Origin of the sequence: Azospirillum sp. A23 (assembly GCF_042938965.1) — a bacterium.
Lineage (GTDB): Bacteria > Pseudomonadota > Alphaproteobacteria > Azospirillales > Azospirillaceae > Azospirillum > Azospirillum melinis.
Genome location: NZ_CP170672.1, coordinates 130,652 through 152,605, shown reverse-complemented (window position 1 = coordinate 152,605; position 21,954 = coordinate 130,652). Strand labels below are relative to the sequence as shown.

The window sequence follows — 21,954 nt, the reverse complement described above, 5'->3', positions numbered from 1 at the left end:
CGGCCGATCGAGCGATTCAACTGGTGGAGGTGCTGCCAGACGCTGCCGGTTTGCGCCTCGTGGCTGTCGACACTGGCTGTGGCCTGCCGGTCGAAAGCGTTAGCCAAACCATGCCATGGCCGTGGCCCGACAAAGCAGCCTGAACCTTGGTGACGCTACACCCGTGCAGGCCTGCCGGCAGGCTGCGTCGGCATCTCCTTACTTCCAACCGACCGCAGTAGGTCCGTTTGATCGACCAGTTGCTCCGCGATCAGGTGGATGACCTCGCCCTCGATCTGCACGCGACCCTTCACCGCCAGCATGCTGGCTCCCAGGATAATGCGGCGCTGCTGCTCGAAGAGCTTCTTCCAAACGATGACGTTGGCGATGCCGGTTTCATCCTCAAGCGTCAGGAATAGCACCCCGTTGGCCGATCCCGGCCGCTGCCTGACCAGCACCAGGCCAGACACCGTCACCCTGCGTCCGTCCCGCGCGCGAGCGAGATCGGCGCAGGTGATGCTGCCCTGCCCTCGCAGGTCCTGGCGGAGGAGAGCAACAGGATGACTGCGCAGGCTCAAGCCGGTCATCGTGTAATCCTCCACCACCTCCCTGCCCCCGCTCATCGGCCTGAGGGTGACCTCCGGCTCCACCGCCTCTTGCGCAGCCCCGGCGGCCGCGAAGAGCGGCAGGGCCTCATCCCGGAGCGCCCGGATGGCCCAAGCAGCCTCTCGACGCGTAAGCCCCATACCGGCGAAGCCATCGGCGGCCGCCAGCTGGCGTAGTGCCGCGACCGGCACACCCGCCCGGCGCCACAGGTCCTCAACGTCGCCATAGGGACGATCCTCGCGGGCGGCGACGATCCCGGCGCCGGCGGCGTTGGCCAACCCTCTCACCAGCCGGAGTCCGAGGCGGACCGCCAGCCTGCCCTGCCCCGCCGGCTCCAACGTGCAGTCCCAACGTGAAGTGTTGACGTCGACCGGCCGGACCTCGACACCATGGTCGCGCGCATCCCGAACGATCTGGGCCGGCGCATAGAAGCCCATGGGCTGAGCGTTCAGGAGAGCGCAGGTGAAGACCTCAGGGTGATGGCACTTCATCCAGGAGGAGGCGTAGGCGATCAGCGCAAAGCTCGCTGCGTGGCTTTCCGGGAAACCGTATGACCCGAACCCCTCCAACTGCTTGAAGGTACCCTCGGCGAACTCCCGGCTGTAGCCGCGCGCCACCATGCCGTCGACCAGCTTACTCGAAAATTTGCTGACACCACCTGTGAGCTTGAAGGTGGCCATAGCCCGCCGCAGCTGGTCGGCCTCGCCGGGCGTAAATCCGGCGCATTCGATGGCAACCCTCATCGCCTGCTCCTGGAAGAGCGGAACGCCAAGCGTCGATCCCAGCACCGCCCTGAGTTCCGGCGTGGGATAGTCCACCGGCTCCAGTCCCTCGCGGCGGCGCAGGTAGGGGTGCACCATGTCGCCCTGGATCGGGCCCGGCCGGACGATTGCCACCTGAATGACCAAGTCGTAGAAGGTCCGCGGCTTGATCCGCGGCAGCATGGCCATCTGCGCCCGGCTTTCGATCTGGAAAACGCCCAGTGTGTCGGCCCGCCGGATCATCGCGTAGGTAACCGGGTCCTCGGCAGGGATGCCGGCCAAGTCCATGCGGATGCCCTTGTGCTCCTCCAGCAACTCGAAGGCCCGGCGCATGCAGCCGAGCATCCCCAGTGCAAGGATGTCGACCTTCATCATCTTCAGCGTGTCGATGTCGTCCTTGTCCCATTCGATGACCTGTCGATCTTCCATTGCGGCGGGCTCGATCGGCACGAGCTCGTCCAGCCGGTCCTGCGTGAGGACAAAGCCGCCCGGATGCTGCGACAGGTGCCTGGGCGTGCCCATCAGTTGCTGGGCAAGCTCCAGGGTCAGACGCAGACGCCGGTCCTGCAGGTTCAGGTTCAGCTCCTTCGCGTGCTGCTCCTCGACACCCTCATCCGACCAAGCCCAAATCTGCCCTGCCAGTGCCGCTGTGACGTCTTCGGTGAGCCCGAGCACCTTGCCGACGTCACGGACGGCACCACGCGCCCTGTACCGCGTGACTACCGCCGTCAGAGCTGCACGGTGGCGGCCGTAAGTCTCGTAGATCCACTGGATGACGATCTCACGGCGGTCGTGCTCGAAATCGACGTCGATGTCTGGCGGTTCACGGCGCTCGGCCGATACGAAGCGCTCGAAGAGCAGGTTGTGCTTTTCAGGGTCGATGCTGGTGATGCTGAGCACATAGCAGACAGCTGAGTTGGCGGCGGACCCCCGGCCCTGGCACAGGATGCCGCGGGAGCGGGCGAAGCGGACGATGCTGTGGACGGTCAGGAAGTAGGGTGCGTAGCCCAGCTGGTCGATGAGCCGCAACTCATGCCGGAGCACGGCTTGGACCTTCTCCGGCGCGCCATCGGGATAGCGGTTGGCAACGGACTCCCAGGTCAGCCGCTCCAGCGACTGCTGCGCCGTCAGACCCGGAATCACGACCTCCTCCGGGTATTGGTACTGCAGCTCGTCCAGCCCGAACCGGCATCGCTCCACGACCTCCAGCGTCCGCGCCACCGCCTCTGGGTGCCGGGCAAAGAGGCGGGCGATTTCTGACGGTGGCTGCAAGAAGCGGTCGGCGTACCGCTCCCGCCGGAACCCAGCGCTGTCGATGGTGCAGCCCTTGCGGATGCAGGTGACGATGTCCTGCATGATGCGCCGTTCCGGCGCGTGATAGAGGACGTCGTTGGTCATCACGGTCGGCACACGGTGGGCCGCGGCCAGTTCTGACAGCAGGTGTAGCCGCAGGACATCGCCCGGTCGCCGGCGGAGCGTCAGGGCCACGTAGCACCTGCCGGGAAAGGTCCGGCGCAGCCGCGCCAGTTGCCGGGCGCAGCGGTCGTCCGGTTCGTCTGGCACCAGGATGGCGAGCAGTCCTTCAACCCAATCGGCGACGTCCTCCCAGGACAGATCGCAGGCCCCCTTCCCCGCCCTGCCTTTGCCGAGCGTCAGCAGACGGCAGAGCCGACCGTAGCCCGCCCGGTCCATGGGATACAGCAGCAGGGCGGTGCCGTCGGTGAGGTCAAGCCGGCTTCCGATGACCAACCGGACGCCAGTCTGCCGCGCCGCCTCGTTGGCGCGGACGATCCCCGCCAGCGAGTGTCGGTCGACAATGCCCAGAGCTGGGATTCCCAGCGCCGCCGCCCGCGAGAACAACTCCTCGCAGCTGCTGGCCCCGCGAAGAAAGCTGAAGTGGGTTGTCACCTGGAGCTCGGCGTATGTCGAGCCTGCGGGACCCCGCCCCTGCCCGGCCGCGCTCATCCGAACAGCCCGTGGATGAACCATCGCATTGGCCCGGTGTCCGGGGAGCCTTCCCAGGATCGGTAGAGCCAGAAGCGCTCGCCCGCGTGGTCCTCGACGGCGTAGTAGTCTCGCGCGGCCGCCATCTCGCGATCCCTGCGCCACCATTCGCCGTGGATGCGCTCCGGACCATCCGCTCGCTTGATGAGTCGTCGGACACCTCGCCATGTGAAGGCCATTGGCGGGTGATCGGGCATCAGGGCCATCGTCTCGATCGGCTCCGGCGGCATCAGCAGACGTCCCGGCCGGGGCCACTTAGAGGGCCAACCAGCTGGTACCGGCGGCGCCAGGGCGGGGATGCGCGTGACCGACCGCTCCGGTACATCGCTCTCCACCGGCGCGCACCGGAAAACCCTGTCGTGGCCGATCCGGTTGCCCAGCACATCGACCAGCCCGGCGATGGTGGCCACCTCGTCGAACGTCCCGGGATCGGTCTCCCCGGCCACCAGCCGGCCGACCTCCTCAGCCGACAATGGCTCCGCAAGCGTGGCCGTCAAAATGGCGACTTCGATGCCGAAGCCGGGATCGACGTTGGCGATGCGCTCAACAAGCAGGCGGGTGAGGTGTGGAGCTGCGCGCACCGGCTTCGCCGTGCCAACTCGGATTGCCTGCACTGTGCCGTCCACGCGGTGCCAGAGCAGGTCCAGCGTCCTGGCGCCCAGCCCATGCTGCTCCAGCTGCCCACAGAGGTCCTGCACCAGCGCCACGATGACAGCCTGGAGTGCCTCGGCCGTGCTGATTGGTTCGACCAGACTGCGTCGTACCTGGACGGTCTCGACCGGCACGACAGGCACGATCGGTTCGGCAACGCGGCCGAAGACCTGATCCAGCCGTCGGCCGGGCAACGAGCCGAAGCGATGGGCCAGAGGCGCACGCGGCGTCGCCTCCAGATCGCCGACGGTCTCAAAGCCCAGGCGTCGGAGTTCGACAGTCATCTCAAACCCCAGCCGGAGGGCGGCCACCGGCAACGCGGACACCGCCTCCAACCCATCGTCGATCACAGACACTGGCCGATGGCCGAAGCGAGCGAGGGCATTGGCGGCGCCGGGCGTGCCGGCGATCGCGGCTCGCGCGGTGACGCCCATGCCGGCGAGGCGGCGGATCAGATCGTCGAGCAGCGGGCGCTCGCCACCCAGCAGGTGGCTGGCACCGGTGATGTCCATCCACAGGCCATCTGGCGGGTCCACGGCCAACATTGGGCTGTAGCGCAGCGCCCACAAGGCCAACCGGTGCAAGCCCTCGGCATCGGCGTCAGGATCGGCGTCGGCAACCGTCAGGTCGGGCACCATCGCCCGCGCGTGGGCGAGTGGAATGCCTCGGTGTAGGCCGAGCCGATGCGCGGCGACGTCCACCGCGGTGATGACGCGCTGCGCGCCGGTCGACGCGACGACCAAGGGATTGTCGGCCGGCTCGTCGGCCTCAAGTGCCGAACCGGAGCCCGACCGCTCGTGCCGTTCCTTCGATGAGCGTGCCCTGACGCGAAGCCGATCCGTCGGCCAAGTGGGCAGGTAGACCGAGACGACCCTCTTCATCGCAGCCCTCAATGTCCCACTCACCCGCCACGCCCCCACGACACCGCACCAGTTCCACCCGCCATCGCCTGCGGCCTATCCCCGGCGCTGGCAGTGGGCTGGACGGCAGGGCTGAAACGCGCCAACGGGTGACGGCAGCCGTCGGCTGGCCGATCTCGGCGGCAGCCGCGGCCGGGCTGCGCCACCGGCGCAGGATGATGGCTGTGACGCCGGAGTGCTCAGCGGCGATCTGCATGCGTCTGGACGCCACCATGGGGAGCTTGGCCAGTTCACCTACCACGGCCGCCAGTCCGCGGTGGCGCAGCCCCTCCTCCACCAGCAGAGGCAGCGTCCTTTCATCGGGTGCCTCGGCATAAATGACCCGGTTCGGATCCAGCCCGACTTGGGAGAGCGCCGGGGCGTACAGGTCCGACGCCCGCAGGCACCAGAGCACCGGCCCGGTCATTCTGGCCAGGATGCCCGCGGCGAACAGGGTGGCCGCCGCGGCGTGGATCACGCCCAGGTCACCGCCCTCGGCCACCTCGTGGACGGCCCCCAACGCCAGCCCGCCACCTGGCAGCCGACCGTCGACCTCGCTGATCCCGAAGGGCAGCACGCGCATGGCGCGCCGCCCGCCAATCTCCAGCTGATGGATGCGGTTGCGCAGGTCTTGTAGGGCGATACTAGGGCGCGGCTCAGGATGCATGTCTCTTGAGACAGAAGGGGAAGGATTATGTTCCCTTTTTGTTCGCCAAAAACAGGAGCACTGTCAAGCTTTGGTTTTTGGCTCCTTGCTCACCCTCCCCTTGCCATGTGCAAGCGATCCACACCACCGCAGCTTGCTCCCTGTTAAGCAACGCCATAGCGACTGGAAGTGAAGACGCGCGCCGGCTCCATTCGGCAGGAGATCGAGCACCCCTACGCTGACATGGCGCGCGTCCATGGCAGCACTGGCTGTGCCAGGTGGGAATTTGACCCTCGGCACAGCTTACGCTGATGGTCCATGGCGCGGCGGCTGGATGGTGCCGACGGAGGTGCGGAACCGCTTCTCGCTGCGACTTGATGCGACCGCGGATCGTGTCCGTCATCATCCGGTGGTGCTAACGGAAGTGCGAAACCGCCACGCGCTATGCGCCTCCTCGGGATGGGTCCGGGTGCCAACAGAAGTGCGAAACCGCTTCTCGCCGCGACCATCAACGCGCCAAACCCCAATACCGCTGATCCAGTGTGCCAACGGAGGTGCGAACCAGACGCTCGCTGCGACGCGCCGGGCTTGGCGAAGGCCAGCGATTTGACGATGTGCCAACGGAGGTGCGAACCAGACGCTCGCTGCGACGCATGGCCCGGGCCGCGCCTCTCGGGGGGTGCTGTGCCAACGGAGGTGCGAACCGGACGCTCGCTGCGACCGAGCGTTTGAAAGACCTCGACCGACCCTTTGTGGTGCCAACGGAGGTGCGAACCAGACGCTCGCTGCGACCGACGCGGGGATGCGGCCATGTGTTGCGTGATGCGGTGCCAACGGAGGTCCGAACCAGACGCTCGCTGCGACGACCCTTGGCTTTTAGGGCCGGGTCGGACCAGTAGTGCCAACGGAGGTGCGAACTAGACGCTCGCTGCGACCGCAATCCCCTGGCCGTGGACTGGTCAGCCTGGGTGCCAACGGAGGTGCGAACCAGACGCTCGCTGCGACTTGCGGTCGCCCCGGTTCGGCGTCGCCGTTACGCCGTGCCAACGGAGGTGCGAACCAGACGCTCGCTGCGACTCACCCGTATGCGGCCGTGCCATGCTCACGACATGGTGCCAACGGAGGTGCGAACCAGACGCTCGCTGCAACGCGGCTGCCGACGACTGGCTCAACAGCCATGAGACGGTGCCAACGGAGGTGCGAACCAGACGCTCGCTGCGACGTTGATCGGATGGAGTGCAAGTAACCATGGCGAAGTGCCAACGGAGGTGCGAACCAGACGCTCGCTGCGACATCAGCAGTGCTCATGCCCGTTCGGACGATGGACCAGTGCCAACGGAGGTGCGAACCAGACGCTCGCTGCGACTGCCTAAGTAAAACAGTGAGCATTTGCAGCACCTTACAAGCAGGCTTGTGCGAACCTGCCGGGCAGCGCTACACACCGAAACGCGCAGATCCCGCATCATCTTGGAAAGCACAGGCAGTTCAGTAGCTTACGCTTCGCGCGAACCCCCCGGCGTTCTCATGCGCGCTTGGGGTTCGCAGCAACGAGGTTTTGACAATGTCAAAGAGCCGGGTTCGCAAAAACCGCTTCGGCTGCTGGCAGTGGTCTGATCCCCATTGCCGAGGCACTGCAACCGACGTCCGCTGGGCCTATAGCCCAGCGGGGGTCAGAATAGCACGGACCAACAGAAGCTCAACGGCTTGCTTTGAGGCGAGCGGCCGTTTTCGTCTTGACCACGGACCAGAAGGTTTGTGACGGGAACCACAGCCTATCCGGCAGGACAACACCCGAGGGATCTCGGAAGAAGACCACTGTCTCGCCGGTTCGTTCCAGAGCTTCCTCCTCAATCCCGAGCAGCTCCTCGATGTCCGGGTCTGCGGCCGCGTTGCCTTCACTGACGGAAGCCCCAGCGCCGGTCAGTGCGCGCCACTGACGCGGCGTGAGGCTTTCCCAGCGACACGATCCTGTCTCATGCCCAGTAGGGATGAGCCGCCCGTAACCACCAAGCGCCCCGTTCAGGCGTTTGCCGATCTGCATCGGCACCCAGCATTCCAGGCCGTCCACCAACACCCGCCGGGTAGGGACTCTGAACGCTTCACCGTGGCGGGTCCAGAACCGACGCTGGAGGTTCTGGGCGGCGTTGATGTCAGCGTGGACCCGGCAGACGCCGTCCCCATCAAGGCACACGAACATCTCTCCACCGGCCAACGGCACCAAGTCGTTTGGTCGGAGTGTCGTGACATCGATACCGGGATTCTCCCGCTCGATCACCTGGCGGAACACCACGTCAGTGAGGTTTGCCTTAGTCAGCACATGGCAGCGGATGCCGGGAGTCATTGATGCCGCGCGATAACGACTGGAAAAGGCTGCACCAGTCTCCAGACACTGGATGCCATACAACTCCCCTTGCATGGCCACCTCGCCCGGGATCGCCCGGTGTGCCCACTTCATCAACTGGGAGTTTTCGCGGCGCGGCCGATCTGTGCGCATCCGGTATCGTGACAGGTCCTCGAACAGGACAACGTGGCAGGGGGCATAAACCTGCACCCACTTACCATCGCCGCCACGGCGGTAGCCGCGGGCCGCCTGCACGATCAGGTCAGCGCCAGTCTTGAGACGGTCATCCTTCAACCCGTCGATGTGGTCAAGGAGGTTGCCAGCAAAACTGCCCATTGCGGCGCGGTTCAGCCGACGAATTTCCCCTGAAGCACGCCCAGCCAAGCTCCACCCCTGCAGGAAGCGCCGCACGTCCGTTAGGTGCTGGATGGACCAGAGCGATTTGCCGGATGCCTTTCTGTCCGTTCCGTCCCCCTCCATCCGGGCACGGGTGCGGTGCCGCCATTCATGGACGATCTCACCAAAGCTGTGGCGGAATCGATGAGACACGTCCTTGACCAGCCCCTCCCAAACCGGTGGAGCCGATGATAGGCGCGCCTCTAGTTCAGCGCACAAAGCAACCTCAAAGGACCAAGCATCGCCGGAGCCAATGATCTCACGCCATCCGGCGATGGTGGCTGCGCGGTCCGCCTCGTCGGCGCTTGCAGCATGCAACAGGGTGCGGTGACGGCGGAGGCCTCGACGCAGCCGCCGCAACTCCGCATCCGCCGCCTCGCGCCACAAGCGTCCCTGCTTGCCCTGTTCCTCCCCAGGCAGATCGAGCATAAACGAGCGTTCATGGACAGCCCACAGCCCCAGTTCTGCAACCGGGAAAATGACCCCAGACATCGGCTGCTCGGCCGTGAGCTCGAACACCGAGCAGGCCCCGAAGGAGCGAACGCCCAAGTCGACGGAGAGGACGCGCAAGCCCGGTACCACCTCGGCTTGGCGCTTGCTCTTCTCTCCTAGAGATGTCTGGAAATGGATAGCCGCCGCCGGCAGCTTCCCAGTGAAGCCTGCCGGGTACTGCGGGTGGAGATCAATAGCAAGCTTCAGCCATGCCGGTCCGATCTCGCCTGCCTCGATCCTATCCAAGGAACGCGCGCGGAGAAAATCCCAGTCCAGAAGCAGATCGGCACTGCCGAGTGCGCCGCGCATTGCCTCGCCAGCCCCCGTTCGGTAGGCCAGGAGCTTCTGCCGGCCGTCGGTGGCAAACTCAGGCTCTTGGAGCTGGTCGGAGGGCGCAACAGGTAGCGTGATGCTCGCTTCAGCGTAGAAACCGTCTTCCGCGCATGTCAGGATCGGCAGCCTGACCTCAAGACAGCCGGTGGGAGCGCCGCGCAGAGCATAGCTGCGCAGGTTCGTGCCACCATCCGCCTCCCATTGGGTGGATCGTGGATGCTCCCGGGGGTCGGGCAACGTCATTGTTGCCGTTTCGCGGGAGCGCTCGACCAACCGCTCCATCGCGTTGAGGTGAGCGAGCGAGTTCACAGGATCAATGGAAGGATCGGCCCAAATGTGATGGTTCTCAGGACGCGCCAGCCACCGAACGAGGTGGGGATCGCCAAACCTGCCGCGCTTCCGGGTCTGCTCCTCCGCGGAAACCGATAGCAGGTTCTCCATAGACCGGTTCTTCGCGCGAAGCCACTTGTCGCGCAAGTCGGTCCAGTTCCGCACCATGCGCCCGGTAATCAGAAAATCACGATCGTCCATGGGCAACGCGACGCGTTCGAGTTCCTCCTTGCGTTCCACCTCGTAGCGGCGCAGAGCCTCGACTTTTTGGGCGAGTTCACCGACGAGGCGTTCGGATCGGAAGCGCTCGACGCGTGCTTTGCGCTGCGAGTGTTCCTCGGCCGCTCGCCGGCTCCAGCTCTCCCAGGACAGCAGGTGAGAAACCGCCAAGCGAAATGCGAGCCGATCCCACGGTCCAACCGCTGCTCGGCCCCCGGCGAGGCGTCGCGCAATGAAGGCCGGGAAGAGAGGCAGAACACCCGCCTCCTTGAGCCTGCGGACTACGCTGGGGGTACCCTGAGCTTCCTGCAGCTTCCTGTCGACGTCCGTGACGAACGCGATCGGCCATTTCGGATCCTTTTGCCGGTAGGCCTTCACCCAGGCGGGCGGCGCCCCGGTCATCCGAAGCCGACGCTGCCCGTCTTCCGTCTCAAGCCAAGCGTATGCGGCTTCGAAGCCCGACACTTCGCCATCGCGCACGGATTGAAGCCACTCCGGCAACCGGTCGATCTTCTCGAAGATGTCCAACTCACCGCGGCTATCCTTGTCTGTGAGCGGACCCAGATAGCGATTGGCGTTCTGTGCCGTTCCTTGCTCTCCCACGGCAGAGGGAACAATCGCGCCGTAGAGGCTGTGCAGGAGATCCGCAGCCTCTTCGTCTGTGATCGGAACACCGCAGCCGTTTTCCTTCCGAGCCTTATGGATGCCGTCTATCAACTGTTGCCGGATGTCTTCCTCGGACACCCAGCCGTCCGCTGTCCGGTACCCCTGGCCCCGCATCAGAAGCAGCTGCTCCTCATAGTAACGGGCTGCCTGGTTCACAGCAGCGTGGGTGGTCCAGAGCCCGCGAGCGATGTCGAGGCAATCCGCTTTACGCGGGATGATCAGCTTGAGTTTGACGGAGCGGGTCGGCATGGAAGCTCACGGGTAGAGTAGCGACCCTTCAACTTCGCACCAACATCCCCCCATTCCAAGTCTGCCGGCGCGCTGCAATCGTCTTGCGACGGGTCCCGCGACGAATTGTAGCCGTGCAGAGTTTGAGAGACCTAAATACGCTGCTAAAGCTTTGAGCACAGACGCCGAACGAGCCACCGTGCCGTCACCAGCCAGAAACAGGAGCTTGATCATATGGCCACTCTGCGATTGATGCGAAACGGCACGATCATCATCGCCGAGCACCGTGAACCGGATCGGATCATGGACGCCACAGACCGTCTCGCTCTGCTGGGCCATGTCCGCTCATTGCCGGAATTCGAACCGGGCCTGACCGTAGCGGAGCTCATGCGGTGCCTTAGGCCTTGGGCTGAGGTGTTGTCGCGCATGGGCTGGTGCGACTTCGACGCCTGGGACCGCGCGTTGGCCCCGCCCCACCTCAGACTGGTTGGCGACACCGATGGCAAACCTACGGCGCAAAACGAGCCACCGGTTGCGGAGATGGTCATCACTCCAACCATCACGGCCACTGCAGAGCGCACCGGACAATGGGCACTCGACATCGCCTGGGAAACGCTGGGAGTTTTCGCCTGGCCCAGAGTGGATGATCACACTGGTCATCAGGACCTCTACTGCTCGCTGTCGTTCTCCCCACCGGCTGAATGGGCGCACCTGCCGATCCGCATCGAACACCACGCCAAAATCAGCAACATGGATTTCGCCGGCACAGGTCGACGGCTCTTCACCGACGCCGTCGCATCGACCAAGCACGCGCCTTCGACGATCGAGGTCTTTCCTTCTTTCCTGGATGCCATCGTCCTCGGCTTTCTCGACGACATCAGCTTCCATGGCAGTCCGGAAGAGACATTGGAAGTGCGGGATGAGGTCTTCGAATTGGCTGAAGGAGTTCGGAACGAAGTGGCGGTCGATCTTAACGATGATCCGGAGCTGCACGTTGACTGATACCGAAATCGGTGCCGACACCCATTGAAGCCATCGTATCAGTCATCTTCGTCACCTCCGGCACCACCCCGCCCCTGCTTCTCCGCCAGCTGCGCCATCGCGCCAGCGCCGGCGGCGATGCGCTCACCGTAGCGGGCGGGCATGGTGGGAGAGGTCCAGTCTCCTGCCTGTTGGATAGCGGGCAGGCCGAACCCGGCGGCCACCAGGTCCTGGGCAGCACCAACCCGCAGGCTGTGGCCCGACACCGCCCCCTCCCCCGGCACGCCGGTGCCCTCCAGCCCCACAGCCTTGGCTCGCTCTTTGAAGATCTCGCCCACCCGCTTGCCGGGGTCCGGCCCCGACACCGCCAAGGGTCCCAGCACAACGTCCGTCCCGCGGGTTAGCCGGTCGGTGCCGATCTGCAGCCACAGGACAGCGCGACAACATTCCAAACGGGACTGCCGGCGCTCCAGCTTCTCACGCCTAGCGGTGTCCCCGCGGCTGCAGCGGCGCACCAGTTGCTCTCCCTCTGCCAGGGCCTCGTCGAGCAGGCTGGTGCGCAGCCGAAGCCACCGCTGCATCAGGGTCATGGTGTCGGGCCCCAACCAGCACCAGCGGCCCTGCCCGCCCTGGTCAGTCTTCGACCGGGACACGAACAGCCGGCCGCTGCCGTCGCGTTCAGCCTGGACATCGGCGACAGTCAGCCGCACCAACTCGGCCCGGCGGCGAAGCGTGTCGTAGCCGACGGCGATCAGCGCCGCATCACGCACCGCCTGTGGCCCCTCTTCACGACTTAGGGCCGCAAGAATCTCCTGCACATCCTCGCGGCGCAGTCCGATCGCCTGGGCAGGGCGCCGCCCGAGGCGGCCAGCGAACCCTTTCATCTCCAGCCGCACCAGCCGGTCCTTGCAAGGGTCCGGCAGGCCGACAGCCTCATGCAGAGTTGCGATGGTGGACTTCCGCCTTGCCACCGTTCCGTAGGCGGCTGGCTGCCCGTCGCGGCCGCCGTTCTTGGAGAGTGCCGTCAGGTAGGCGATCACCGTCTCCGGCCCCGCAGGGACCGCGACCCGGCCGTTGAGTCCGCACCAGCGGATGTAATGGCGGGCATCAGCCCACAAGGCGCGAACGGTGTTGGCAGGCGCGTTGCGCTGAAGCGCCCGCCACCAGGGCACCAAGCGTCGTGCGATTGCGAGAGCGATCGGCGCGTGCGGCAGGATCACGCCGTCGAGGGCGAGAGCGCGATCGTGAGGATTGTCGTCTCTGGCCCCGGTTACGACGGGAAGGAGCGGCTGGGAGGTCATGGATCAGGCGGTCAGAGGGTTAGGGACGGTTGCCGACAGCTCCGGACTTTTCGCATGAACTGGCAGCATTTTGCATGAACCGGCTTACGGAACGGTGGACGGGGGAGGCTATTGAGATGCGGTCTGGATTTCCGCTGGTCCTCATCCAGTAAAGGTTATTTCGCTGGCCGGCACCGGCTTTTCGCACCATGTCGATTTGCTCGAATCAATGGACTCAGATGCCAGCAATTTCAAGTCGTCCGCGTTTCCCAGATCGGTGGAAAATAAACCAGGATCACTGGATTGATGTCCAGGATCACCGGACGATGTCGAAACAGAACGTCGTGACCTTGCCCGCGATCCGCCTCGGCCGCAGCGGGTCACCAACCACCCTACCGCGGCGAAAATGCCGTCATGAACGGGATGTCGGGAAGGTCTGAGGAGCGAAACGTGTCCACCGATCTCGGTTCGAGTCCAGCGATCCTGGGCCGAAATCCGGCCGTTCCCCTCGATTTCAGGCTGGTGTCCGGCGATCCCGGAAAACCGACACCTGACAACGACAACCGGCGACGATAGCCGCCCTCCCCTACTGGCGATAGCGGAAATTATCACCAACATGCGATATCGGCCGTCCGCAGTAGTGGACTAGTCGGCGGTTTTTCGATATTATAAGCCGATAACCACCTGATATAGAACAATACATGCGTTTTCGTTCTTTGGACCCGTTCCCCCTTCTCGCCCCCCTGGAGCGCGCCGCCGTGGCCGTCGGCCGGCTGGCCCAGGCAACCGCCGGGACCCCGGTGCTGGCCGCGTGGCTGCACCGGTCGCGGGTCGAGGCCGTGGCCGAGATTTCTGAGACCCAGGGTCGCCGGGTCGATCCCAACCGTCTGCGCACCTTGCTGGCGCAGGTGCCGACCCGGGCCCAGCGCGATTGGGGCGCCACCATGCTTGCCCTCGATATGATGCGGCAGATGCTCACCGAACCTGGCACGGCCGCTCTCGCCCCGACCGGCACGGATGACGCGCTTGCCCAGATGGACGAGGCCCATGCCTCGGTCGGGTCGGCGGCGCTGATCGCTTGCGGCATTGGCTTCCTTGCCCACCTAGAAGCTGGCGGCGACCGCAGCGGCGCCTGCCTTGCGGTTTCCCGCTTCCTCGCCGCTCAGGGACTGACGCCTCTGCCGCTTCCCTGCTTGAACGGGGTGGAAGCAATACGCCGCGCCGAGCCCCGCGGGGTCTGGTTAGTTGCCTTCCTAGACGGCATGGCTCGGCAGGCGGAGGACGGAGAGGATCGTCTCGTCGCCCTGCACCACCGCTGGCGCAGCTGGCGCCGGCGTGTCGGCGACCGGCGCAGCGACGCCCGCATCCGCCGCGCCGTCGACGCCATGGCGGCGGAAGGAGTGATGAGCCCGGCCCGGCTGGCAGCGCGGCTGCGCTGCGCCACCAGCGCGGCGACCGACCTACTGGAGGAGTTGCAGCGCCTGGAGATCGCCGTGGAGATCACCCGCCGGCGCAGCCATCGGGTGTTCGTGGCCGAGGATCTGGCGCCGATGCTCGGGGAGGTGGCGCCGCGTTCAGAAGCGGCGGTCAGAGCTGTTGCTGCGTCCCCGCTCCTTCCCCCGCCCGCGGTGGCTACCGAACCCGATCGCTGGGTGGAGCCGGCCGAAGGAGTGGACGACGCACTCGCCCACTTAGAGCGGATCCTTAAAAGACAGGACCCACTGCTGGCTCGTTATGGTAGCGCCAACGACAGACTTCTATCGTACGGCTAGATCCGATTTGATCCCGGCTCACATCAACGGAATCAGTTCTTCACGCCGTTCTAATCCTACTACATGTATAGATGAAGTCGTCATTGATAACGCACCTCGGAAATCCACAACCCACGCTTGTCAGTACAAGTCCATGACCGCTCAACATTCCCATGCCACGTAGAAGTCACATCGCAGATTGGCTCCAACCGATTGTTGCTTTTTACTAAAATATCGTCTAAATTACCAGTAAACTTCTTGTTAAGTTCTCAGCTATTATATCAGAAGGAACATTGTGGTTGTCGCTACTCGCTTCAAGCCGCCCAACAACGGGCTTTTTGAAGGGTTACGATCACCTTGGGAATGAGCAGAGCCTTTCGATTAACCCAACCCTATCAGTTGATGAATTTTCGAGCTGTACGACCTAGATGAAAACCGTAGCTGACATTGAGTTTATTGCCAGAGCGATCGACCCTGATGCTTGGCAGAACTATGACGAGAGCAACGGCAACACAGCCACTGTAACTCGCCCACTCTCATCTTTGGCCGCAGCCCAGCGCGTTCTGACTGCTGTGCACGGAACAGGTGGACGGATTGCCGGAGCGTCGCGGCTCTCTTCTGATAATGCTCCCTGTTCAGTGTCCACACCCGACGAGAAAGAGACCGGCACAGTGTGGAAGATCGTCCGCAACCACCCCCCGGAGCGGAGAGTGCTCCTAGTCGAGGATCGCCCTGCCGTATCTGATCTGATCAGCGCATTTCTCCAGTCTGTGCCCAATGTCGCGCTCGAGGTCGAGATCAAGGGCAGCGACGCCATCGATGCCGCTGGTAGGTACCGCTACGATGCTCTGCTGATAAGCACTCAGCTTCAGGACATGGAGGGGTCCGACATGATTGCGTCACTGCGGCGCCTCCCCCTTCCGTTCTGCAGCACACCGATAGTGGCGCTGATCGGAGACGCGAACCCCGCATACCGGCTCGCAATTCTGGCGCTTGGAGCGCAGGAGGTTCTTGCCAGCCCCGTGCGCCCGGACGAACTCCTCAGGGTTTTGGACCGGTCTTTTCCATCGCTCCCAGTCAACGACGATAGGATCGATGGGCATACGCTATCCGCAATGCTACGGGACTTAGGCCAAGAGCATGTGCCCTTGTTCATCGCCAGGTTCGTTTCTGAGACACGAGGCAAGCTTGCCACGATGCGCTCGATCCGCGACCACGACACGATGCAAGCTGAAGCGCACACCCTCAAAGGTACATCACGGTCCTTCGGAGCATTTCAGGTCTCGTTGCAAGCCAGCCAGCTTGAGCACGCATGCCGTACCGGAGCGCCATGGACGACGATCAACGCTCTCCTCGATGCAGCTGAACAGTCGCTCACAGATGCTGAGGCGGCTTACGCTAACTACCAGCTTCTTTGAATGTAAGCGGGGCGTGATTGCACCCGACCAGGCGTTGACGGCGGGCTTCCAGTTCCAGGGGAGCAGATCGGCGGGGCCTGCGGCGGGGTAGCCGTTCACCATGCGCTCCAGGACGTTGCGCAGGTATGCGAAATGCCCTTAGGAGAGCAAGCCCGCCCCCTGTGACGTTGCCGCTTCAACCATGGCCTGGGCTTCCTTCCAGCCTTGCCAGAGTGCCTCGTATTGGATTCCAGCGAGCTGGCGGTGCACAGGATCGTCTGTTTTCGCGATCACTGGCCAAGGCTCCATGTTCTGCTTCCACTTTGCGCCGAACTGGAAGAAGCCAAATCCGTAGCGCCTGAACCGCCGGCGGAAATCCTCCTCGTCTTCGCGAAACCGGTGCCGCACCAACAGATCAGCCGCGTATCCGATCAGGCCGTGAGGGCGGAGACGTAGGCCGAGATCGAGGTCCTCGCAAGCTGCCCGCCGGAAGCGCTCATCGAACCCACCAACCGCTTCAAATGCTGCGCGATTAATGACAACGGACGCGGTCACGAAGCCATCCAGTTGCCCGTCCGGCTGAGCGGGTGGGCTCAGAGTGGATTGGGCGGTGTAGTAGGAGGCGAACAGCCCAGTCGGGTCCGAGGCGATCGGGCCGGTCCACGCCACCGCCGGGCAGATGTGGCCATGGTCCGTCAGTGCCTCCAGGTAGTCCGTATCCGGCCGAACGCCAGCATCGAGGAACCAGAGCCACTGCGTAGATGCCAACTCAGCTCCACGGTTACGCGCTGCGGCTGGCCCGCGGTTTACAGCCTGGACGCACACTTCACCCGCGAGACCAGCCTCGGACGCTTTGCGGACTACATCACTCGTGGCCGCTCCGGCGTCGCTCGACCCATCATCGACCACGATCACCCTGGCCGGACGCACACCAGCGTGGAGTTCATTCAACGCATGTAGGGTCTCGCTGAGACCGTCCGGATCGTCCTTCACGGGAATGATGACTGTAATTTCGAGGGCAGAGTACAGATGCTGCTCAATCGAATAGCTGGGAGGCAACGTCAGTGGAAGCTGCCAACGTGGGGCTTCCGCAGGCAATTTATAGTCCATTTCCTGAACGATCCGCCTATGGTTTTATAACGCCGGCTACCAGTCGTCGGCCTACACAGCTGATGTTCCGGCCAGCACGGACGCTATGACATGACCGACAGTTCTTTTATCTACCGGCTTAGTTATGAATCCGTTAAACCCAGAGCTCTTGCATAGCTCAGCCGCGTCGTCGTGAGCGTTCGCTGTAACCGCGATAATTGGAGTTCGTCCTCGTTCGTCTTGCCGTGCACGTATGGCTCGTGCGGCAGTAATGCCGTCCATAATAGGCATCTGGACGTCCATCAACACCACATCGAAGGATCGCTGTTCTAGTGCCGTAACTGCCTCGGCGCCATTCCCAACGACGGTTACTTCGTGCCCTTCCTTACGAAGATAGAACGAAATGATGTCAGCCATCAAACTGTTGTCTTCGGCGACCATGATCGACAAATTGGTATGGGCTCCACCCGAAGCAGTCCCGCCAGTTCCTTGTCCCGCCGCCTCCGCAAGCGCCGCAGCCAAAGCAGACCGCCGTATAGGCTTCAGGAGAACAGTGCCGGTTTTGCCGATCAACCCATGACTCCTGGTGGAAACCACGCGTACCACCGGCCAGTCAGGCGGTATGCTGCTTTCGATCTGGGCTGCGGCAGGGTGTTCCATATCTAGAACGACCACTGACCGGCTTGGATTATGGCCTGTAGCGAGTTGTTCATTCGCATTGAACACTTCGCACCCAATCATGCGCAGCTTGTTCGACACCGCGTTATGTTCTTCTGACGAACGCATGAAGACCAGAACTGGAGGAAGCCCGTTGAGACGTGCGCTCGTCTCCTGTTTGTCTGTTGCAGACAACGGTAGGGAAAGCCTGAATGCCGCCCCACTGCCGGCAGCGCTTTCGACAGTGACCTTGCCTCCCATCTGGTCCGCCAATCCATGGCAGATTGCAAGTCCGAGACCGGTCCCGCCGAACCGCCTTGATGCGCCGGCATCGAGTTGACTAAACGGCTGGAATAGGCGGGGAATATCCTCGTTGCGGATCCCTGGCCCCGTGTCCTCTACCGAGATCCACAAGTGCCTCCCACCACCGCTGGCCTCAGATGTGAAAACAGACACCTTTACGCCGCCGGCTTGGGTAAATTTCACAGCGTTGTTGACGAGATTCACAACGATCTGCCGAATTCGACCGGGATCGCCCAGCAGTTCGCGGGGCACATCAGGCTCGACGATGGACTCGAGCCACAGCCCCTTCTCAGCGGCCGGCAGCGCGTGCAACTCAAGGGCCCCGTCCACTAGCTCCTCGATGTCATAGGCCTCGTGGACGAGATGAACGGTTGATCCCTCAATTCGCGAAAACTCGAGAACGTCGCTGACCACGGTGAGAAGTGCTGTCGCGGAGCTTTTGACTGCCATCGCCCAGCGGCGCTGCTCAGAACCCGTTGAGCTCCGGTGAAGCAGGTCGGCCATGCCAATTATCCCGCTCATTGGCGTACGGATCTCGTGGCTCATGGCGCCGAGGAAAGCCGATTTCGCTTTGCCTGCTGCCACAGCCTGGTTTCGGGCGTCCTCGAGTTCACGCACGAGAGCCGTCTTCTCGGCGGCGAGCGTTTCCGCTGCGAGCCGAGCTCTCTCCTCACGCTTGATCTGCACGTAGAGCGAGGTAACCAAGCCGAAAGCTGCGAAAGCCAACGCGGCGATTGCCCAGTTGACGTGTGTTAGCTTTTCAACAAGTTCGCTTCTCGCCTCTGCTTTCGAGGCGCTAGCAGTACCATGAATTTCTGCAACCAACGGCTTGAGCTGGGCTTCGGCCTTTTGAACCGCCGCGGACAGTGCTTCTCGGTTTCTACTGTTGAACGGTGCCTCTAGGAAGGGCTCCCAGCTCAAGACCATTTGTTCAAGAGAATTGATCCGCTCGGTCAAAGTGGCGTTCTGCTCAAGAATAAACCAATGGTCGTTCTTAAGAACACTGAACCGGCTCAGAAGAATGTCGTACCGAACCTCTAAATCCCTTTGCTCAGCCTTGCTCTGCTCTGAGCTCCGGACCAGCGCGGACAACCGATAAAACTCAACCTCGAACTGATGGAGCGACCATTGGGAAGACTCGATCCTTTGGTTTGTCTGTGCGTCCAGTTCCTTCGATATTTCACTGTCAAGGTAGGACCACAGGAGCACCATAAGCGCGCCGGTCGCAGCGAGTGCCTGGAAAGCAATTCTGTTCGTGCATCGCCGTGGCTTGCAGCGCAGCCTAATAGTGCTCAACAGTGACCATGGTCGCAGCATTGACAGTTTCACTCAACCTGAATGAACTTCGCCTGCCAAGCGCAACGGGAAAAGTACAGCTCGCTATTCAACGACTTATCATCGTCAAATGGATAAATGATGAAGATCGGCCCCTTGTCGCGGATTGCCATGGTTTTACCATTCCGTCGCGTCGCGAGGATTGGATCGTATTTTACATCTTCGACCGGAATAATCGTAACATAGTCATTCAACGCTGTTACACGCAGAGCCCGACCAGTGGCGCCGACCTGTTTCAGGAAGGTCGACAGTCTGACGCCGGAGAACTCAACCGGGTCTTGGTTCCAGGGCGTCCGCGTCGTGAGACTGGACAATCCCATAGCCTCGAACTCCTCCCTCGTGAAGCTGCGCTCCTGACCGGCGGCGACCGAGCCACTAACGACCAGAATCGGCTCGCTAGCGACCTGCTCAGAACTCTCAGCTGCGTAAGCCGATTCACCGAGACGCCCGCCGTCAAAAGTGACAACGGCGCATCCAACCGAAAGCGAAACGAAGAATGAGCGGTACAAGGCCTTCATCATATTGCTCTATATCCCCTGAGTTAGCGGCGATCAATACACAGTGCGGTTTCTGCGATTAACTGACCGTAGAGACACCAACTTGATCACGATCAGATCGTCCGTTCAAAGTGGCGGCAACGTTACATCTCTGCACCTGCTCTTCATTACCTGACAGCCGCAGCTATAATCTCTGAACGGCTTTTCGCCCCAAACTTTTTCAATACTGAACTAACATGCTCTTTAACCGTCACTTCCTTTACCGCCAGTCGCTCTGCTATTGCCTTATTGCTAAGACCCTGAATAATCAAAGAATGAACTTCTTTCTCGCGGGCACTAAGGTTCACGGCCTCACTGCTACCCCGCTGGCCCAGCACTCCTAGATGGCTGTCGGGAGCCTTGTTTACTCTGCGAGCCACAGGACGAGGATAGGATGCCATCCCAGATACCAGCAACTGCATCGCTGCAACGAGGGAATTTCTTGCCAAAGACTTCGGAATGTAACCAGCCGCACCTTTCGATAGCGCTGCTTGAACAATAACTTCATCCTCCTCAGCCGAAATAATGGCGACGGGAGTATCCGGAATAATATTTTTTATCTTATCAATACACGAAAATCTGTCCTGTCCTCGACCAGCCATACCGGGCATGTTCAAATCCAACAAAATCAAATCAAAGGACTTATCACTATCAACGACCTTCATCGCGTCGTCGAGATTTGCTGCGCCCACAACTTCGCTTCCGGGAATTTCTTCGTTAAGCAAACGGACCATAGATTCAAACATGAACCAATGATCATCTGCCAGCAGTATCCTCATTATTTCATTCCATCTTTGATATGCGATGCCCTCAAAAGCGAGGGCACTATATACAGCCTCCCCGTATGGTACAACGCCCTACCCCCTCCGGCGGGGTAATCAAGTCGCCGAAAGGCTGGTTGGCTCTGCGACTGCTGAAGCAACTCCACCGTCATTTTTTACAGATCCGACATCGGCCTACGGGCCGGTAAGTCCGTTTTTTGCCTTAAATACAATGCGTTATCGGAAATATGCGCGAAGTGTGACAAAGTTGAGCATTTTTCTGTTGCAGCGCCGACTGCCTCACAGGTAGGGTCACCCCTACCCCTTCTTAAGTAGGGGTGTAACCCACTTGGTCGGGGTGTCGTGGACGCTCTCCACCAGCTCGCGAGCAACTTAACCGGTGCACCACAGGAGCATCTCTGAATGTCGGCCGCCTCACTGCCACGACCTGTCGTTGCCTCCTCGGATGCCGATCTGGCTGCGCGCATGATCCTGCGGTGGTTTCCGCTGCCGGTTATTCGCCTACACACCGGGCTCGCCAATGACACGGTCCGGGAGTTGTACCGGCAGTTTCACGACACGCCGCCCTCGCCCGCGGTTCTCCCGCAGATCGCTGATCTCCTGGGAACAGCCAGCTCGGCGCGTCAGGCCTCGATCTTCCTGAGCCACTATGCCCGCTTGGCGGGTAGCACTGCCTACCGACGGGTCGACGTGAATGCGCTCATCGTTTCCCACGATTTGCACCTCGCATCACGAGACCCGAACACTGCCGAGGCGACGACTATCGCTGCAGCTTGGGTGCTTGCTCGGGAGCTACGCTCTCGGACCATTTCGTTCAAGGCTTGTGAGTGTGGGCGCGACCATCTGATCCACGACGAAGTGGCAGCTCCAATGTCGTGCCCACACTGCGGAGCGTCCTTGGCAAAGGGCCACGCTGCCGTACATGACCATACTTGGCGTGATAGCGCCGGCATGGATATCGCAGCCTGCTTCAGCTAGTGTGCGGCGCCGGCGGGCCCTACTACGTTCAACGAGCGACGGCGGCAGGCTGCTATGAAAACGAATAAAGTCGCCATGGTGTTCACCCTCGGCGAACGGCGGACTAACGTCGAGCTTGAGGAAGAGTTCTGGGGCGCGCTTCAGGATGTCGCAGCTCGCCAGAACACCGACCTTGCCGTCCTTGTCGAGCGGCTCAACCGCCGCCGTGGGGCTGATAGCCTGCCTTCGGCGCTGCGCATGTTCGCAGTCGCCTATTACCGGTCAGCGGTTGAAGCGCAAGAAGCCGGCGCAATTCTTCTCCGCGCGAACTGAAC

The 21,954-nt window shown here is 62.4% G+C and carries 14 protein-coding genes and 1 CRISPR repeat array; of the genes, 5 read left to right on the top strand and 9 right to left on the bottom strand.

Annotated elements, in window-relative coordinates; all coding sequences use genetic code 11:
- Positions 1-155: 155 nt before the first annotated feature.
- The 4 genes from ABNQ40_RS35580 to cas12b all read right to left on the bottom strand — a co-directional run bounded on the left by ABNQ40_RS35580 (position 156) and on the right by cas12b (position 10,572).
- The gene (locus ABNQ40_RS35580) at positions 156-3,311 is read right to left on the bottom strand and encodes an error-prone DNA polymerase (RefSeq protein WP_377806601.1); all 3,156 of its coding nucleotides are present in this window, start codon (positions 3,309-3,311) and stop codon (positions 156-158) included.
- Positions 3,308-4,882: a Y-family DNA polymerase gene (locus ABNQ40_RS35575; RefSeq protein ID WP_391349702.1), complete on the bottom strand. Its 1,575-nt coding sequence runs from the start codon at positions 4,880-4,882 to the stop codon at positions 3,308-3,310. Before ABNQ40_RS35575 ends, ABNQ40_RS35580 begins: the two co-directional genes overlap by 4 nt.
- A complete protein-coding gene (locus ABNQ40_RS35570; protein ID WP_377806605.1) occupies positions 4,770-5,483 on the bottom strand; it encodes an ImuA family protein in 714 nt (237 codons plus the stop codon). The genes ABNQ40_RS35575 and ABNQ40_RS35570 overlap by 113 nt, the downstream gene beginning before the upstream one ends.
- Positions 5,484-5,883: 400 nt before the next feature.
- Positions 5,884-6,912: a CRISPR direct-repeat array (repeat unit 37 nt; unit sequence GTGCCAACGGAGGTGCGAACCAGACGCTCGCTGCGAC).
- A gap of 330 nt (positions 6,913-7,242) precedes the next feature.
- Positions 7,243-10,572, bottom strand: coding sequence for a type V CRISPR-associated protein Cas12b (cas12b, locus tag ABNQ40_RS35565; protein ID WP_377806606.1), 3,330 nt, complete (start codon positions 10,570-10,572; stop codon positions 7,243-7,245).
- Positions 10,573-10,785: 213 nt separating this feature from the next.
- Here cas12b and ABNQ40_RS35560 point away from each other — a divergent pair, with 213 nt between their 5' ends.
- Entirely contained in the window at positions 10,786-11,553 is a 768-nt protein-coding gene (locus ABNQ40_RS35560; protein ID WP_377806607.1) for a hypothetical protein, read from the top strand.
- A gap of 38 nt (positions 11,554-11,591) precedes the next feature.
- Here ABNQ40_RS35560 and ABNQ40_RS35555 read toward each other — a convergent pair whose 3' ends face one another.
- Complete coding sequence (locus tag ABNQ40_RS35555) at positions 11,592-12,833, bottom strand: hypothetical protein (RefSeq protein ID WP_377806608.1); 1,242 nt, start codon at positions 12,831-12,833, stop codon at positions 11,592-11,594.
- 680 nt (positions 12,834-13,513) lie between these two features.
- On the opposite strand from ABNQ40_RS35555, the gene ABNQ40_RS35550 reads away from it, so the two are divergent.
- Together ABNQ40_RS35550 and ABNQ40_RS35545 are read left to right on the top strand one after the other, a co-directional pair.
- Positions 13,514-14,584: a hypothetical protein gene (locus ABNQ40_RS35550; protein ID WP_377806609.1), complete on the top strand. Its 1,071-nt coding sequence runs from the start codon at positions 13,514-13,516 to the stop codon at positions 14,582-14,584.
- 650 nt (positions 14,585-15,234) lie between these two features.
- Positions 15,235-15,981: a response regulator gene (locus tag ABNQ40_RS35545; protein WP_391349808.1), complete on the top strand. Its 747-nt coding sequence runs from the start codon at positions 15,235-15,237 to the stop codon at positions 15,979-15,981.
- A 138-nt stretch (positions 15,982-16,119) separates the two neighbouring features.
- On the opposite strand, the gene ABNQ40_RS35540 is transcribed toward ABNQ40_RS35545, so the two are convergent.
- The 4 genes from ABNQ40_RS35540 to ABNQ40_RS35525 form a co-directional block, all read right to left on the bottom strand.
- The gene (locus ABNQ40_RS35540; protein WP_377806611.1) at positions 16,120-17,070 is read right to left on the bottom strand and encodes a glycosyltransferase family 2 protein; all 951 of its coding nucleotides are present in this window, start codon (positions 17,068-17,070) and stop codon (positions 16,120-16,122) included.
- A gap of 51 nt (positions 17,071-17,121) precedes the next feature.
- Positions 17,122-19,221 (bottom strand): ATP-binding protein, encoded by a 2,100-nt coding sequence (locus ABNQ40_RS35535; RefSeq protein WP_377806612.1) that lies wholly within the window; start codon positions 19,219-19,221, stop codon positions 17,122-17,124.
- A gap of 113 nt (positions 19,222-19,334) precedes the next feature.
- On the bottom strand, positions 19,335-19,865 hold the full coding sequence (locus ABNQ40_RS35530; protein ID WP_377806613.1) for an oxidoreductase: 531 nt from the start codon (positions 19,863-19,865) through the stop codon (positions 19,335-19,337).
- A gap of 143 nt (positions 19,866-20,008) precedes the next feature.
- Positions 20,009-20,659: a response regulator gene (locus ABNQ40_RS35525; protein WP_377806614.1), complete on the bottom strand. Its 651-nt coding sequence runs from the start codon at positions 20,657-20,659 to the stop codon at positions 20,009-20,011.
- A gap of 405 nt (positions 20,660-21,064) precedes the next feature.
- Between ABNQ40_RS35525 and ABNQ40_RS35520 the strand changes: the two genes are divergently transcribed.
- Both ABNQ40_RS35520 and ABNQ40_RS35515 read left to right on the top strand, forming a co-directional pair.
- Positions 21,065-21,640, top strand: coding sequence for a FlhC family transcriptional regulator (locus ABNQ40_RS35520; protein WP_377806615.1), 576 nt, complete (start codon positions 21,065-21,067; stop codon positions 21,638-21,640).
- A gap of 75 nt (positions 21,641-21,715) precedes the next feature.
- Positions 21,716-21,952 carry a ribbon-helix-helix domain-containing protein gene (locus ABNQ40_RS35515; RefSeq protein ID WP_377806616.1) on the top strand — a complete coding sequence of 79 codons (237 nt, stop codon included), beginning with the start codon at positions 21,716-21,718 and terminating at the stop codon, positions 21,950-21,952.
- Positions 21,953-21,954: the final 2 nt, after the last annotated feature.